The organism is Humibacillus xanthopallidus (genome assembly GCF_044793955.1).
In the GTDB taxonomy this organism is placed as follows: Bacteria; Actinomycetota; Actinomycetes; order Actinomycetales; family Dermatophilaceae; genus Humibacillus; species Humibacillus xanthopallidus_C.
The window spans coordinates 545,500-559,219 of record NZ_CP084995.1; the positions used below are offsets into that span (position 1 = coordinate 545,500).

The 13,720-nt window shown below is 73.1% G+C and carries 11 protein-coding genes; 9 read left to right on the forward strand and 2 right to left on the reverse strand.

Annotation, left to right across the window (positions count from 1 at the left end):
• Window positions 1–131 precede the first annotated feature (131 nt).
• Window positions 132–1,019 carry a DUF5926 family protein gene (locus LG278_RS02505; protein WP_404390605.1) on the forward strand — a complete coding sequence of 296 codons (888 nt, stop codon included), beginning with the start codon at window positions 132–134 and terminating at the stop codon, window positions 1,017–1,019.
• A gap of 14 nt (window positions 1,020–1,033) precedes the next feature.
• Entirely contained in the window at window positions 1,034–1,813 is a 780-nt protein-coding gene (locus LG278_RS02510; RefSeq protein ID WP_404390607.1) for a glycosyltransferase, read from the forward strand.
• A 125-nt stretch (window positions 1,814–1,938) separates the two neighbouring features.
• Here the strand turns inward: LG278_RS02510 and LG278_RS02515 are convergent, their stop codons facing one another.
• On the reverse strand, window positions 1,939–4,131 hold the full coding sequence (locus LG278_RS02515; protein ID WP_404390609.1) for a hypothetical protein: 2,193 nt from the start codon (window positions 4,129–4,131) through the stop codon (window positions 1,939–1,941).
• Between the two features lie 108 nt (window positions 4,132–4,239).
• Between LG278_RS02515 and LG278_RS02520 the strand changes: the two genes are divergently transcribed.
• The 6 genes from LG278_RS02520 to LG278_RS02545 all read left to right on the forward strand — a co-directional run bounded on the left by LG278_RS02520 (window position 4,240) and on the right by LG278_RS02545 (window position 11,307).
• Window positions 4,240–4,776: a DUF4446 family protein gene (locus tag LG278_RS02520; RefSeq protein WP_404390611.1), complete on the forward strand. Its 537-nt coding sequence runs from the start codon at window positions 4,240–4,242 to the stop codon at window positions 4,774–4,776.
• Between the two features lie 68 nt (window positions 4,777–4,844).
• The gene (pheA, locus tag LG278_RS02525) at window positions 4,845–5,720 is read left to right on the forward strand and encodes a prephenate dehydratase (RefSeq protein ID WP_404393516.1); all 876 of its coding nucleotides are present in this window, start codon (window positions 4,845–4,847) and stop codon (window positions 5,718–5,720) included.
• A 314-nt stretch (window positions 5,721–6,034) separates the two neighbouring features.
• Entirely contained in the window at window positions 6,035–7,600 is a 1,566-nt protein-coding gene (locus LG278_RS02530; RefSeq protein WP_404390613.1) for a S8/S53 family peptidase, read from the forward strand.
• Complete coding sequence (locus LG278_RS02535; RefSeq protein ID WP_404390615.1) at window positions 7,597–8,178, forward strand: RNA polymerase sigma factor; 582 nt, start codon at window positions 7,597–7,599, stop codon at window positions 8,176–8,178. The genes LG278_RS02530 and LG278_RS02535 overlap by 4 nt, the downstream gene beginning before the upstream one ends.
• A 1-nt stretch (window position 8,179) precedes the next feature.
• The gene (locus LG278_RS02540; protein ID WP_404390617.1) at window positions 8,180–8,677 is read left to right on the forward strand and encodes a hypothetical protein; all 498 of its coding nucleotides are present in this window, start codon (window positions 8,180–8,182) and stop codon (window positions 8,675–8,677) included.
• An 80-nt stretch (window positions 8,678–8,757) separates the two neighbouring features.
• Window positions 8,758–11,307 (forward strand): CHAT domain-containing protein, encoded by a 2,550-nt coding sequence (locus LG278_RS02545; protein ID WP_404390619.1) that lies wholly within the window; start codon window positions 8,758–8,760, stop codon window positions 11,305–11,307.
• Between the two features lie 163 nt (window positions 11,308–11,470).
• Here the strand turns inward: LG278_RS02545 and LG278_RS02550 are convergent, their stop codons facing one another.
• The gene (locus LG278_RS02550; RefSeq protein ID WP_404390621.1) at window positions 11,471–12,646 is read right to left on the reverse strand and encodes a flavin-containing monooxygenase; all 1,176 of its coding nucleotides are present in this window, start codon (window positions 12,644–12,646) and stop codon (window positions 11,471–11,473) included.
• 188 nt (window positions 12,647–12,834) lie between these two features.
• Between LG278_RS02550 and efeU the strand changes: the two genes are divergently transcribed.
• Window positions 12,835–13,692, forward strand: a complete 858-nt coding sequence (efeU, locus tag LG278_RS02555; RefSeq protein ID WP_404390623.1) for an iron uptake transporter permease EfeU — start codon at window positions 12,835–12,837, stop codon at window positions 13,690–13,692.
• Window positions 13,693–13,720 lie beyond the last annotated feature (28 nt).

A 13,720-nucleotide genomic window follows, 5' to 3' on the forward strand; every position in this document is an offset into this window, starting at 1 on the left:
CCGAGTGCTCCCGTGCTGCGCCCTCGCCCCCGACCCCGCTCTCGAGTGGAGTGGGCACTCCGCACCGGGTCGCGGCGGTGCCAACCGCCCACGCCACGGGTGTATGCCGTGTGGCCACTAGGGTTGCCGCCATGGGTAAGGCATCACGCAAACCGCGCCGCGAGCGCTCCGACCAGTCCTCTCGTCCTGCGGCGGCGCCGTTCGTGGCGCGGCCCTTCGAGGGCCTGCCCAACGAGACCGACTGGGTCGCGATGCGCGAGATCGTCCCCTCGGCCACGGCGACCGTGCGCCTTGCCGAGGGCGCAGTCTCGGGTGACGGCCCGACCGAGGTCACGATCGCGACCGTCCTGCCCCTCGCCTGGCCGGGCCTGCACCGCGACTCGGGCGAGGTGCTCGTCGGCATCCAGTCCGGCAATGCCAGCGGCGACACCAGCCGCGACATCGCGCAGGCCATCCAGCTCGCGATCGCCGCCGAGCCCGGCTCGCCCGTGACGACCCTCGCGGTCTCCTCGGTCGACACCCCTCGGCTGCAGGAACTCCTCGACACGAACGAGTCCTTCGAGATCACCCTGCACGACGGCTTCGACTTCTGGGTGGCTGACGCCGACCTCGACGCCGACGGCAAGGAGTCGCTCGAGCGCGCCAACGAGTCCGCCATCCCGACCGCCAAGCTCGAGTCCGCGCCCTCCGCCTTCTGGTGCCGCATCGGTGAGCGCACCTACGTGCGCTGGGTGCTGCCCTTCGACGAGGACACCTCGACCAACGCGCTCGCACGACTGCACGCCGCTGGCGAGAGCCAGCTGGGTGACGACGGCCGGCTGCTCGGGTGCTTCCGCTCCAGCGGCCTGCTCATCCCGGTGTGGGAGGTCGATGCCACGAGCGACGCCGCCGACTTCGAGGACGCCGTCGCGGCGATGAAGAAGCGCATCGACACGGCTGCCGCCGAGACGACGCCGCTCGACGCCGCCGAGCGCGGAGCCAAGGCCGGGCTGCTCAACCGCCAGGTCACCCTGCGCTGACGGTCCGCGCCACGATGAGCCCGTCCGTCAGCGTGGGAGGTGCCGTGCCCGATGCCGGCTCTCCCACGCTGCCGGTCGCCGTGGTCATCCCCGCGCGTGACGAGGCGAGCCGCATCGGCGACACGATCGACGGGGTGCGCCACATCCCCGGCGTGGTCGTCGTCGTGGTCGTCGACGACGGTTCGACCGACCGCACCGCGGTGATCGCGGCCCAGCACGGCGCCGAGGTCGTGCGGCACGTGCGCAACCACGGCAAGGCCGACGCGCTGATGAGCGGTCTCGGTCGCGTCGCCGGCCTGCGCCGCGTCGGACGTCTGGCGGCCGGCGCATCGGTGCTCTTCGTCGACGCCGATCTCGAGGCCTCGGCCGAGGCCGTGGGGGCGCTCGTCGGCCCGGTCGCCGCAGGCGAGGCCGACCTCACCATCGCGTCACTGCCCGACGACGGGTGGGGGGCCGACCGCAGCGGGGGGCGCGGTGTCGTCGTCGGGCTCGCCCGTCGCGGCATCGAGGAGCTCACCGGCTGGTCGCCCGAGCAGCCGCTCTCCGGACTGCGCTGCCTCTCCCCGGCGGCGATCGCGGCGGCGACCCCCTTCGCGCGCGGTTGGGGGGTCGAGGTCGGCATGACGGTCGACGTGCTCGACGCGGGCCTCACCCTGGTCGAGGTGCCCTGCGAGGTGCGTCACCGCGCGGTCGGCACCGACTGGCGCAGCCAGGTGCACCGCGCCGCGCAGTATCGCGACATCGCCCTCGCCCTGGGAGTGCGAAGGCTGCGTCGCCGCCTCGGACCCGGCTGACAGGGCGCACCCGGCCCGGCGGCATACCGGCTGCTGGTGGTGGAAAGTGCCCACTCGACGTGGGAGGGGGGCGGCATTCCGGCTGCTGGTGGTGGAAAGTGCCCACTCGACGTTGGGGGGGCGGGTCAGAGGTGGTGGCGGTCGCGGCGCCGGCGCACGGGGACCTTGCGGGCCTCGACCGTCAGGAAGTGCATGACCGCCGAGATGACGACCGGCACGGTGAAGAGGGCGGCCACCGGCGGGATCGCGGCGCCGCTGTCGTTGGTGACGAAGCCGATCGCGGCCATCAGGATGATGCACCAGAGCGCGCGGTGCAGCAGGGGTGCCTCGACGAAGAGCCGGGCGAGCGGCTCCGTGCGCAACGCACCCGGCCGGGCCACGACGAGCACGCACATCGCGAGCAGCACGGTGACGACGACCGCGAGGAGCGGCACCGACAGCACCGCCTCGATGTTGCCGACGAGGCGACGTGACATGACGTCGAACGCGCCCCCGTCGATGACGGTCTGGAGGAAGCGCCCCGGGTGCGAGCGCTCGTCGACCGGGCGACGCCAGTCGAGGTAGCAGACCAGCCCCACGACGAGGGCGGCGACGAGGACCACCACGCCCACGGTGCGCCATGTCGCGCGCACCTGCATCACGCCGAGGAGCAGGATCCCGAGCGCCGGCACGAGCGCGATGGGGCCGCCGAAGTCGGCGCCCCACGCGGGCAGCACGTCGACGGCGAGGGCCACGCCGGAGACCGCGAGCACGACGGCGACCGCGAGGCGCGGCGCCCCCCGGCGGCGCAGGGCGTGTGCGAGCGCCGCGCAGAGCAGGATCACCGCCGACCCGTAGAGCGCGAAGGCCACGTTGCCCATCCCGTAGAAGCGCCCACCGAGCAGCGGCTGCAGCCCGAAGATCGAGCTGATCTGCAGGTGCGACCCCGTGATGAGGTCGAGGGCGATGATCCCCGCCGTCAGCGCCGACATCGCCGCCATCGGGCCGAGCGCCGACGAGCTCCACGGCCCGCCGAGCGCGATCACGGTGAGGCCGGCGCTAATGAGCAGGACGAGCACGAGCAGCACTGCCGTCAGCACGGCCGTCGTCGTCGACCACCGCCACCACGGCAGGAGGTTGGCCACGAAGGTCGCGGCCGGCATACCGGCTCCGATGAGCCCGACCACGCGCACGAGGCGCAGCACCCGTTGGCGGGCGAGGCGCTGGTTCCACGGCGCGGAGCGGCGCAGCATGATCCACAGCGCGAGCATCGTCAGGGCCGTGCCGATGAGCCAGATCAGCAGGAAGGGACCGATGACGCGGCTCATCGCGTCGGCCTTGGTGTCGACGTCGGTGAGCACGGTGAGCTTGGCGGCGGCCGTCGACTCGCTGTTGTTGGCCGAGGGCACGACGCTCACGGCGCGGCCGCTGATCGGCGTCTCGGGCCGCACGCCGCCCCGCTGGAGCACCGTCGCGGTCACGTCGGAGAGCTGCGCGATGCCCGTCGTGCGGGTGGAGGCCGAGGCGAGCAGCCCCGGGCCGTAGTGCGGGCCGGTCGCGGCCAGCAGCCGCAGGCGCTCCTGCTGGTCGCGGTCGGCGAGGCTCACCACGACCAGGTCGGCGCCGTTGGGCATCGCGTCGATGACCTGCTCGAGGCGCCGCTCGATCTCGTTGATCCGCTCGACCTGCCGGGTGGGGTCGGGCTGCGTCGTCGCGAGCGACCCCACGTCGACGATCGCCACGGGGCACTGGGCGAGGTCGGAGACGAGCGTGGTGGCCGAGAAGGGGGTGTAGTTCGCGACCCGGCCGTCGCCGGTCGCGGCGGCGAGTCCGGCTCCGGGCCCGACCGCCTGCACGCACGTCCCTGCCGTCGCGAAGCTGTCGCCCAGCAGGCCGAGCCGTGCCCGGGAGGCGGACTCGCTCGACGCCGAGGCGATCTCGTCGAAGCCGATGACGCGCCAGCCTGCCGTCGCGTCGCCCGCCACCGAGGGCTGCGGGGTGCAGGCCGTGGCGTCCGGCTCGGCCTCGAGCCCGGCTGCCTCGCCCGCCGACACCGTCGACCAGCCGTCGGTCGGGCACGTCGCGGGGCCCACCGCGCGCACCGAGACCGAGGCGGCGGAGCCGTCGCGCAGCAGCCCCCAGAGGACTGGGGTGTCGGTGGCGTTGACGTCGTCCCACGACAGGCCGCCGAGCCCCACGACGACGAGCGACTCCCCGGGCTGCGGGGCCGTCGTCGCCGGCACGGGCACGGTCGTGCGGTTGACGTAGGCGGTGGTGAGCACGGCCACCAGGGCCACGAGGACGGCGACGAGCGTCTTCAGTGGGTGGCGGCGGATCACGGGGGACACCCTACAAACCGATGGTGTGCCCAGGGCCCGCGCGACCAGCCCGGTCACGGACTGGAATCCCCCGGGCGCCCCGGGCACCCGGGGCTACCCTTGCCGATCGTGGACGACTCGACGCTGACGACCCTGGCCCTGGCGGCTGCAGTGGTCGCGGTGCTCGCGCTCGTCACCGCCCTGGTGGCTCTGCTGCGCCTGCGCGGCGTGCGGCGCGACTTCACGACGCTGGGGGGCGACGGCACGACCGACATCGCCCGCGTCGCCGCCAACCAGAACCGGCGCATCGAGGGCCTCGCGACCGAGGTGACGCGGCTGCGCGAGCAGGTCGCCACCGCGGAGGACGACGTGCGCCAGAGCCTGCGCAACGTCGCCGTCGTGCGCTACGACGCCTTCGGCGACATGGGAGGGCGCCTCTCCTTTTCTGCCGCGATCGTCGACGACGTGGGCGACGGGCTGGTCATCAGCTCGATCCACGCCCGCGGCGAATCGCGCACCTATGCCAAGGGCGTCGTCGGCGGACGGTCGAGCATCACCCTGACCCCCGAGGAGCAGCAGGCGCTCGCCTCGGCGACCCAGGGCGAGACGCGGACGTCGGCCCCCACCGCTCTGCCCCACCCCGATCGCACGAAGGACGCGTCGTGACGCCGCCCCGCACCCCCGACCAGCTGCACCGTTTCGGCTACCTCGGCCCCCGCGGCACCTTCACCCAGATGGCGCTCGACGCCTGGGACGCCGCCGCCGGGCGCGAGCAGGTGCCCTTCGGCTCGGTCGACGCCGCGCTCGCCGCCCTGCGCGCAGGTGACATCGACGCCGCCATGGTGCCCATCGAGAACTCCGTCGAGGGCGGGGTCTCCGCCACGCTCGACGCGCTCGCGACCGGCGACCCGCTCGTCGTCGTCGGCGAGGTGCTCGTGCCGATCACCTTCGTGCTCTGCGCCCGAGCCGGTATGCCGCTCGGCGAGGTGCGCACGGTCGGCACCCACTCGCACGCGTGGGCCCAGGTGCGCGGCTGGATGGCGCAGCACCTGCCCGATGCCGTCTACGTGCCGACGCTGTCGACCGCCGCGAGCGCCGCGGCCCTCGGGGGGCCCGGTGACGTGATGTTCGACGCCGGGGTCTGCGCCCCGGTCGCGGCCCGTGACGAGGGGCTCGAGGTGCTCGCCGAGGACATCGGAGACAACAAGGCCGCCGTCACGCGCTTCGTGCTCGTCGCCCGCCCCGGCACGCTGCCCGAGCCAACGGGCGCCGACAAGACGACCGTCGTGCTCTTCCAGAAGGACGACCACTCCGGCGGCCTGCTCGAGCTGCTCGAGCAGTTCGCGGTGCGGGGGGTCAACATGACCCGCCTCGAGTCGCGCCCCACCGGCGAGGCGATGGGCTCCTACTGCTTCTCGATCGACTTCGAAGGCCACGTGCAGGACGCCCGGGTCGGCGAGACCCTGATGGGCCTGCGGCGGGTGTGCGCCGAGGTGCGCTTCCTCGGCTCCTACCCGCGCGCCGACGGCATCTCGGCCGAGACGCGCTCCGGCACAGCGGACTCGGACTTCGACCGGGCGCGCGCCTGGCTCGACGAGCTGCGCGCCTGAGCGGCGTCACCTGTCCACGCAGCCGGACGGCATACCCCCCCGGGTCACCGGACCCGCTGCCCCTCCGCAGCGCCCCTTGCAGTCCGGTGACCAACGCCCCGTGACCCTCAGTGGCGGTTGCGGACGGTCTGATACGTCTTGTCCCGATCGAAAGAGCAATCCGTCCGGAGTCCGTGGATCCGCGCGGTCGCGCGGTCGGGCGGGCGGATTGCTCTTTCGATCGGGGGGAGCTTCGGTATCAAATGTGAGTACGCGGACTCTGTCCGGGTGAAAGTGTCGTTTCGACACGTCGTCGTCCCTGCAGGAGGTCCTTGATGTCCGAGTCCGGTCCCGGTTCCACCGAGGGTACGAGCACCGACGGCGACGGCGGTCGCCCGACCCGGTCGCCGATCCGCGCCCTCGACCCGGCCACGGCGAAGCGTCAGATCAGTGGCGACCCGCCGCGTCCGGCGCTCTACCTCTCGGACCGGCTCATCTCTCGGTCGATCGTGACGGACACGCCCCGCGATCCCGAGACGGCGGACCCGCTCCAGGAGGCGCTCGAGACGCTCGGGCAGCGCTACCGGGTCGACCGGCGACCCGGTGGACCGCGCGACATCGACGACGCCGGCTGGGGCACCACGATCACGCTCGAGGCGCTCGACCCCATCGAGCCCGTCGACGCCTGGAGCACCCTGCAGGACCTGCGCCAGAACTATCCCGAGCTCGCCGAGGGCCTCAGCCTCGACCACGTCCTGCGTCCCGCCGACGGCTACTGGGGCGGGATCGGCGGCTACTGGGGTGGCATCGGCGGCTACTGGGGCGGGATCGGCGGCTACTGGGGTGGCATCGGGGCCTCGGCGCTGCAGGAGTATGCCGTGCCCGGCCGCGGTGGCCGCATGCCCGTGAGCCTCGCCCTGCCCGACCCGGCGCTACGAGCGCGGAAGGTCGACCGCAGCCCCGTCGTCGCCGTGCTCGACACCCCGATCGCCGACCACCCGTGGTTCCGCGGCGAGGCCTCGGGGGTCGTGCGGCTGCGCTTCGAGCACGGCCGGCTCGTGCCGGACCGGCGCAGCGAGCCCGTCACCGACCCCTCGCCCGAGAGTGAGCCCGAGACCCCGCCGCCCGTGGAGCCGGTCGGGCTGCTCGTGGGCCACGCGACCTTCATCGCCGGCCTCATCCGCCAGGGCTGCCCCGAGGCGACGATCCTCTCGATCCCGGTCATGGACGACGACGGCGTCGTCGACGAGAGCCACCTGCTCGACGTGCTCGAGGCACTGCTCGCCCGGCACGTCGCCGGCCAGAAACGGGGCGGCACCAAGGCCGACGTCGTCGACGTGCTCTCCCTGTCGATGGGCTACTACGCCGAGGACGGGAAGTTCCGCACGGGGCCGGTGGCCGACATGCTCGACCGCTTCGCCGACGCCGGCGTCACGGTGGTCGCGGGCGCGGGCAACGACGGCACCGACGCGCCCTTCGTGCCGGCGTCGCTCGCCGCACACCTCCCCAAGCCCTCCGCGGCTCAGGTTCCGCCGGTCTCGAGCGTTGGGGCGGGCAACCCGGACGGCACGACGGTGGCGCTCTTCTCCAACCCGCTCACCGTCATCAGCGCCGTGCGCCCGGGTGTCTCGCTCGTCAGCACGCTGCCTCCGACGGACGGGATGGGTCAGCCCTCATCGAGCGTCACGGCCTTGACCGGCGTGCGCTGCACGGTCGACCCTGACAACTACACCGGCGGCTTCGGGGTGTGGAGCGGCACCTCCTTCGCCACCCCCGTCTTCGCGGCCGAGGTGGCCGCCGCGATCGTCGCCGCGGGCCCCCTCAAGACCGTGTCGGCCGAGGCCATGCGCCAGCGGGCTCTCGCAGCGCTCCACCACTGCATCGGGAAGGACGCCAAGTGACCCCCACCCCGACCGCGCCCGACGGGCTCGGCACCCGAGCCGGCAAGGCCTTCGCGGCCTACCTCGGCGGCGATCGTGAGCGACTCTCCGAGCTCGTCGACATCGTCACCCCCGTGCTGTGGAACGCCGCCCGGTCCCAGGGCGCGGGCGCGCCCATGTGCGAGGACGCCATCCAGACGGCCTTCCTCCAGCTCGTCGACCGCGCCGAGTCGATCAAGGAGCCGGCGGCCGTGCTGGGCTGGCTCGTCGTCGTGGTCAAGCGCGAGGTGTGGCGCCTGTCGCGCGGCTCGCGCCGAGAGATCGGGGTCGACGAGGTGCCGGAGGGCCCGGCCCAGCAGCTCGACCCGGAGTCGCAGTCGATCCTCAGCGAGCGTCAGCGCGTGCTGTGGCAGCACGTCTCCACCCTCACCCCGCGATGCCAGGAGCTGCTCCGGGTCATCGCCTTCGCCGACCGTCCCGACTACGCCGCCATCGCGGAGTCGTTGGGGATGCCGGTCGGCAGCATCGGCCCGACCCGTGGCCGCTGCCTCCAGAAGCTGAGGACGACTCTCGGCTCCGACCCCGGATGGGCGGTCTGACATGACATCGCACACGGAAGCCATCGATGCCCGCGACATCGCCAACCTCGGCCAGATCCGCGACCTGTTCGCGCACGCCGACCCCGTGCCCAGTGACCTGGCCGAGCGGATGAAGTTCGCCATCACGGTGCACGCGCTGCACGCCGAGGTCGCGGAGCTGATGGACTCGGCGCTGCTCACCACCCGCGGCGCCGACTCCAAGGTGGAGCCGACACCGACCGACTCCGTGACGTTCACGGCCGCGTCGGTGAGCCTCATGGTCTCCGCCAGCCCCAGCGGTCAGGACGACACCGACGCCCGGGTGCGGGTCGACGGGTGGGTCACCTCGCCGGGCGCGCAGGTCGAGGCGGTGACCACCGAGGGCAGCCTGTCGGCTATTTCGGATGCGAACGGGCGGTTCGTTCTGGATGATCTACCTCACGGGCCCGTGCATTTCGTCATCACCGACCCGGACAACGAGGACGTGCGACCGGTCATCACCCCGACGATCCAGATCTAGGCCGATGACCGGCCCTGACGGAGAGGCCGGTTCGACTCATCGATCTCCTCGAGAGAGCGCGGACGCTGCGCGAGCGTGCGGTGGCCGACAACCTGGCCGGCCGGCCGGTCGAGGCCGCGCAGTCACTGACGGCGGCCCTCGAGGAGATCGAGCGGCTCGACGGCTCCGCCCCGTCGCGTGACCGGCTCGAGCTGCGGTGCAACACTCTCATCACCCTGGCCCTGACCGACTTCATGCTCTCGGGGATGGAGTCGGCCGCCGCCCGCTTCGCCGAGGCAGAGATCGTCATCGCGCAGCTCGGCGATCCCGGACTGCAGGCACGCCTCGACTACCAGCGGGCCAGCATCTACGGACGCGTCGGCGACCTCGCCTCGGCCTGGGACGGGCTCGAGGGCGCCGTCCAGCGGCTCGACGCCTTCACGCCTCGCGAGCAGTGCTCGGTGCACCTGAGCCGCGGGATGCTCGCCTTCGAGCTCTCGCGCCCCCAGCAGGCGCTCGAGTCGTTCGCCGAGGCCGCGCGGCTGGCGCACGCGCTCGGCGGGGTCGAGCAGGAGTTCATGGCTCGGCACAACGAGGGGTATGCCGCCTACCTCCTCGGCGACATCCCGCGGTCCCTGGCCGGCATGGCAGCCGCCGAGCTCCTCTCGGCAGACGTCTACCGGGCACCGGCCCGTCTCGACCGGGCACGCGTGATGCTCGAGGCGGGTCTGGTCCGTGAGGCGGCCGATGCCCTGCAGGCCGGCATCGCCGACCTGCCCGACGAGGGGCACGACCAGATCCGGGCCGAGTTCGACCTCGAGCTGGCCCGGGCCGAGCGGCTCGCGGGTCATCTCGACCGCGCGGCGGTGGCGGCCGCCAGTGCCATCGAGACCTACCGCCGGCTCGGTGCGACGGCATGGGTCGCCAAGGCGACGCTCGTGGCCCTGCTCGTCGACCTGGACCGGCAGCGGCGCACGACCCGCACCGGTGACCCCGAGGGCGCCGAGACCACCGTGGCGCGCGCGGCGGCCGCCCTTGCCGACCAGCTCGTCGAGGTGGCAGGAGAGCTCGGAGACTCCGAGCTCTCCGACGGGGCGCGGGTCGTGGCGGCCCAGGCGCTCCTGCTCGCCGGTGATGCCCCGGCTGCCAACACCCGACTGCTCAGCCTCGAGCGCATCTCGTCGGCCTCGCTCTCCGACGAGCTCGACGCGGCGGCCGTCACGGCGACGACCCTCGTCGCCACCGGTGACGTCGGGCCGGCACGTCGCATCCTCGGTCGCGCCGCGCGCCGGCTCGCCGCCGGGCAGGAGGGGAGCGCGAGCCTCGACCTGCGCACGGCCCGGGCCGTGCACGGCGTGCGCCTGGCCGAGCTCGACCTCGACCTCGCCGTCCCGCGGGGCAGCGGTGCCGTGCTCGAGGTGCTGGAGCGGTGGCGCAGCGCGACCGACCGGCTGCCCTCGCTCGGCCGACCTGACGACGAGCAGCTGGCCTCGCTGACCGAGCAGCTGCGCTCGGTGCGCGGGCTCATGCGCCGAGAGCTCGATCCCGAGCAGCTGCGCGAGCTCGAGGTCGACGCGTCTCAGCTCGAGCGACTGATCCGCGACCGAGACTGGGCCCTCAGCCGCCGCGGCACCGCCCGGCCCGTGCCGGTGCGGGTGCGCGAGGCGCGGGCCCACCTCGCCGCCATCGACCGCGACCTCGTCTGGTTCTTCCGGCATCGGGGGCGCATCTGCGGCGTGGGGGTGATCGCAGGGCGAGCGGTCCTGCGCGACCTCATGCCGGCCTCCCGCGCGACGGAGCTGGCGCAGCGGGTCCGGGTCGACCTGCGTGCTGCTGCGACCCACCACCTGGGGCCGTTGTCGGGGGCGGTCTGGTCATCGCTCCGGTCGAGCGCAGCCGAGCTCGACGCAGGGCTGCTCCAGCCGTGGCGCTCGAGCCGCGGGCTCGTCCTCGTCACCTGCCCGGAGATCTCCGGCCTCCCGTGGGCGCTCCTGGCGTCCATGCGCGGCCGGCCGCTCACCATGGCCGTCTCGGTGACCTCCTTCGCCCGACGCGGACTCGGTGCCGTCGGCGGCGACGGTGACGTCGCGACGACGGACCGGGCCGCGGCGACCACCGTCCACGTCAGCGTCGGTCCCGCGGTCCCGAGAGCGTCTGCCGAGGCGCGTGCGATCGCCCGGACGTGGGGCAGCAGCTCGCAGATCGCGGAGCCCTCGAGCCGCAGGGAGCTCGTCGGGGCGCTCGCCCGGCCCGGCATCGTCCATGTCGCGGCCCACGGCACTCACCAGGTCGAGTCACCGCTCTTCTCCTCCTTGGTGCTGCACGACGGGCCGGTCTTCGCGCACGAGCTCCAGCCCACCGGTGTGCGGGCCGACCACGTCGTGCTCTCGGCCTGTGAGGTCGGGCTCGAGACCGGCCGGCCCGGTCACGAGTCCCTGGGTCTCGCCCTGTCGCTGCTCTCACTCGGTGCGCGCTCGGCCGTCGCTGCCGTCGCCCCCGTGCCCGACGACGTCGCTGCCGCGACGATGGCGCGCCACCACGAGCTGCTCGCTGCCGGGGTGCCCAGCGATGAGGCGCTCGCGCGCGCCGTCGCCGAGATCGACGACGTCGCCGCGGCCTTCCTCAACCTCGGGGGTCAGTACCGCCCCTGACGCGGGCCCCGACACGCGTCCCTGACGCGGCCCCGACACCCGTCCCTGACGCGGCCCTGACACCGACCTCGGCCGATCCGGTCACGTCCTGCTCCGCCCAGCGGAGCAGGATGCGACCCGGCGGAGTCCGGGCAGGTGGCCCGGCCGCGAGATCGTCAGGCCGTCAGGGCAGCTGCTCCGCGATCCGGCGGCGCTTGGTCAGGGCCATGGCGAGCGCGATCTTCTTCGCGTCGATCGCGATCTCGCGCAGCATCCCCGAGATGGGGTTGGTGAAGCCGTTGAACCACAGGCCGCGCGCCCCGCGGGGAGTTGCCCCTGCGCGGGTGACGGGGTGGCCCCTGTCGTCGAGCAGGCCGAGGTGCCCGATGAGCGGCTCGAGCCCCTGGGAGTAGCCCGTGGCGAGCACGACGACATCGGGCTCGAGACGGCTGCCGTCCGAGAGCACGACCGCCCCGCCGTCGAAGGACGTGAGCGCGGCGACCGGCTCGACGCGACCGGCGCGGATCGCGTCGATGATGCCGACGTCCTGCACGGGGATCGCGTTGTCGCGCTCGACGCGCGTCAGCAGCCCCGTGTCGGGGCGAGGCAGGCCGTATGCCGTGAGGTCGGGGGTCGTGGCCCGCTCCACGAGCGCTGCGGCGCGGTCGACGAGCGCGGCTGGGAGGTGGCGCACGGTGATGCCGGTGTACTGCGCGGCATACGGCCCCGCGGAGCGGCGCAGGATGTGGGGGATGGTGCGGACGGCGAGGCGGACGCGCGCGGCGCCGTGCTCGACGAGGTCGACCGCCAGCTCGGTGCCGGTGTTGCCGCTGCCGACGACGAGCACGTCCTTGCCGGCATACGGGCTGCCGTCGCGGTAGGTGCGCGACAGGACGACCTCGCCCGAGAAGTCTTGCAGGCCAGGCAGATCCGGCTCGACCGGCGTGTGGTTGAAGCCGGTCGCGACGACGACGTAGGGCGCGGTCAGGGTCGACCCGTCACTCAGGGTCAGGGCCCAGCCGAGGCCGTCGTCGGAGCGGTCGACCCGCTCGACGGACGTGCGCAGCCGCACGTCGAGGTCGTGGTGGGCGGCATACAGCTCGAGGTAGCGCACGACGTCGTCTCGGGCGACCCACCGACCCATCTCCTTGGGGATGGGCATCCCCGGCAGGCCCGAGAGCTCGCGCGGCGTGTGCAGGTGGAGGCGGTCGTAGTGGCGCCGCCACGAGCTGCCGATCGCGTCGCTCTGCTCGAGCACGACGCCGTGCAGGCCACGTGCGCGCAGGGCCGCGGCGGTGGCGAGCCCGGCCGGGCCGGCTCCGATGATGTAGGCGTCGACGACGGGGCTTCGGTGGCTCACCGGGACAACGTAGCGGTCTCGGACCTCGGTGACGCCGACGCCCGCCACGCCAGGTGGACGTGACCTCACGTCGCATGTGGTGTCCGCGACAGCGGGATCAGGTTGTTAGGCAAGGCTTACCTGTGCTTTGCTGATTTCCGTCACGCCCTTGTGGCTTAATTCCTGAGAGTTCCCTGAGAGAGGTCCCCGTGCTCGCGAGCAATGCGCTGATCGGGCTGCGCGAGGGACTCGAGGCGGCCCTCGTCGTCGTCATCCTCGTGGCCTTCCTCGTCAAGACCGACCGCCGCTGGGCGCTGCGCTACGTGTGGCTCGGTGTCGGCGTCGCGGTCGCCCTCTCGGTCGCCCTGGGTGCGCTGCTCACCTACGGCACGAAGCAGCTGACCTTCGAGGCGCAGGAGCTCATCGGCGGCATCGCCTCGATCCTCGCCGTCGTCTTCGTGACCTTCATGGTCTTCTGGATGCGCACGGCGGCACGCACCATCTCCGGCGAGCTCAAGGGCAAGCTCGACAAGGCCCTCGACCTCGGCCCCTTCGCCATCGCCCTCGTCGCCTTCCTCGGCGTCGGCCGTGAGGGCCTCGAGACCGCGATCTTCTTCTACGCGACGACCGAGGCCGCCGGGCAGGGCAACAACCAGCCGCTCATCGGCTGGGTCGTCGGCCTCGGCAGCGCCGTGCTGCTCGGCTGGCTCATCTATCGCGGTGCGGTGCAGATCAACCTCGGGAAGTTCTTCCGCTACACCGGCATCCTGCTGATCCTCGTGGCCGCAGGCATCCTCTCCTACGGCATCCACGACCTGCAGGAGGCGCAGTTCCTCCCGGGCCTGACCACCCTCGCCTTCGACGTCAGCGCCACGGTCGACCCGAGCAGCTGGTACGCCACGCTCCTCAAGGGCATCTTCAACTTCACGCCCGCCACGACCGTGCTGCAGGCCGTCGCGTGGGTGCTCTACGTCGGCATCGTCCTGACGCTCTTCCTCCGGCCCGTCAAGAGCCGTCCCGCCGTGGCGGCGCCGTCGGCCGAGCCACAGCGCACGGTCGCTGCCTGACCGGCCCGCCGACCGGCATACCCCCTCA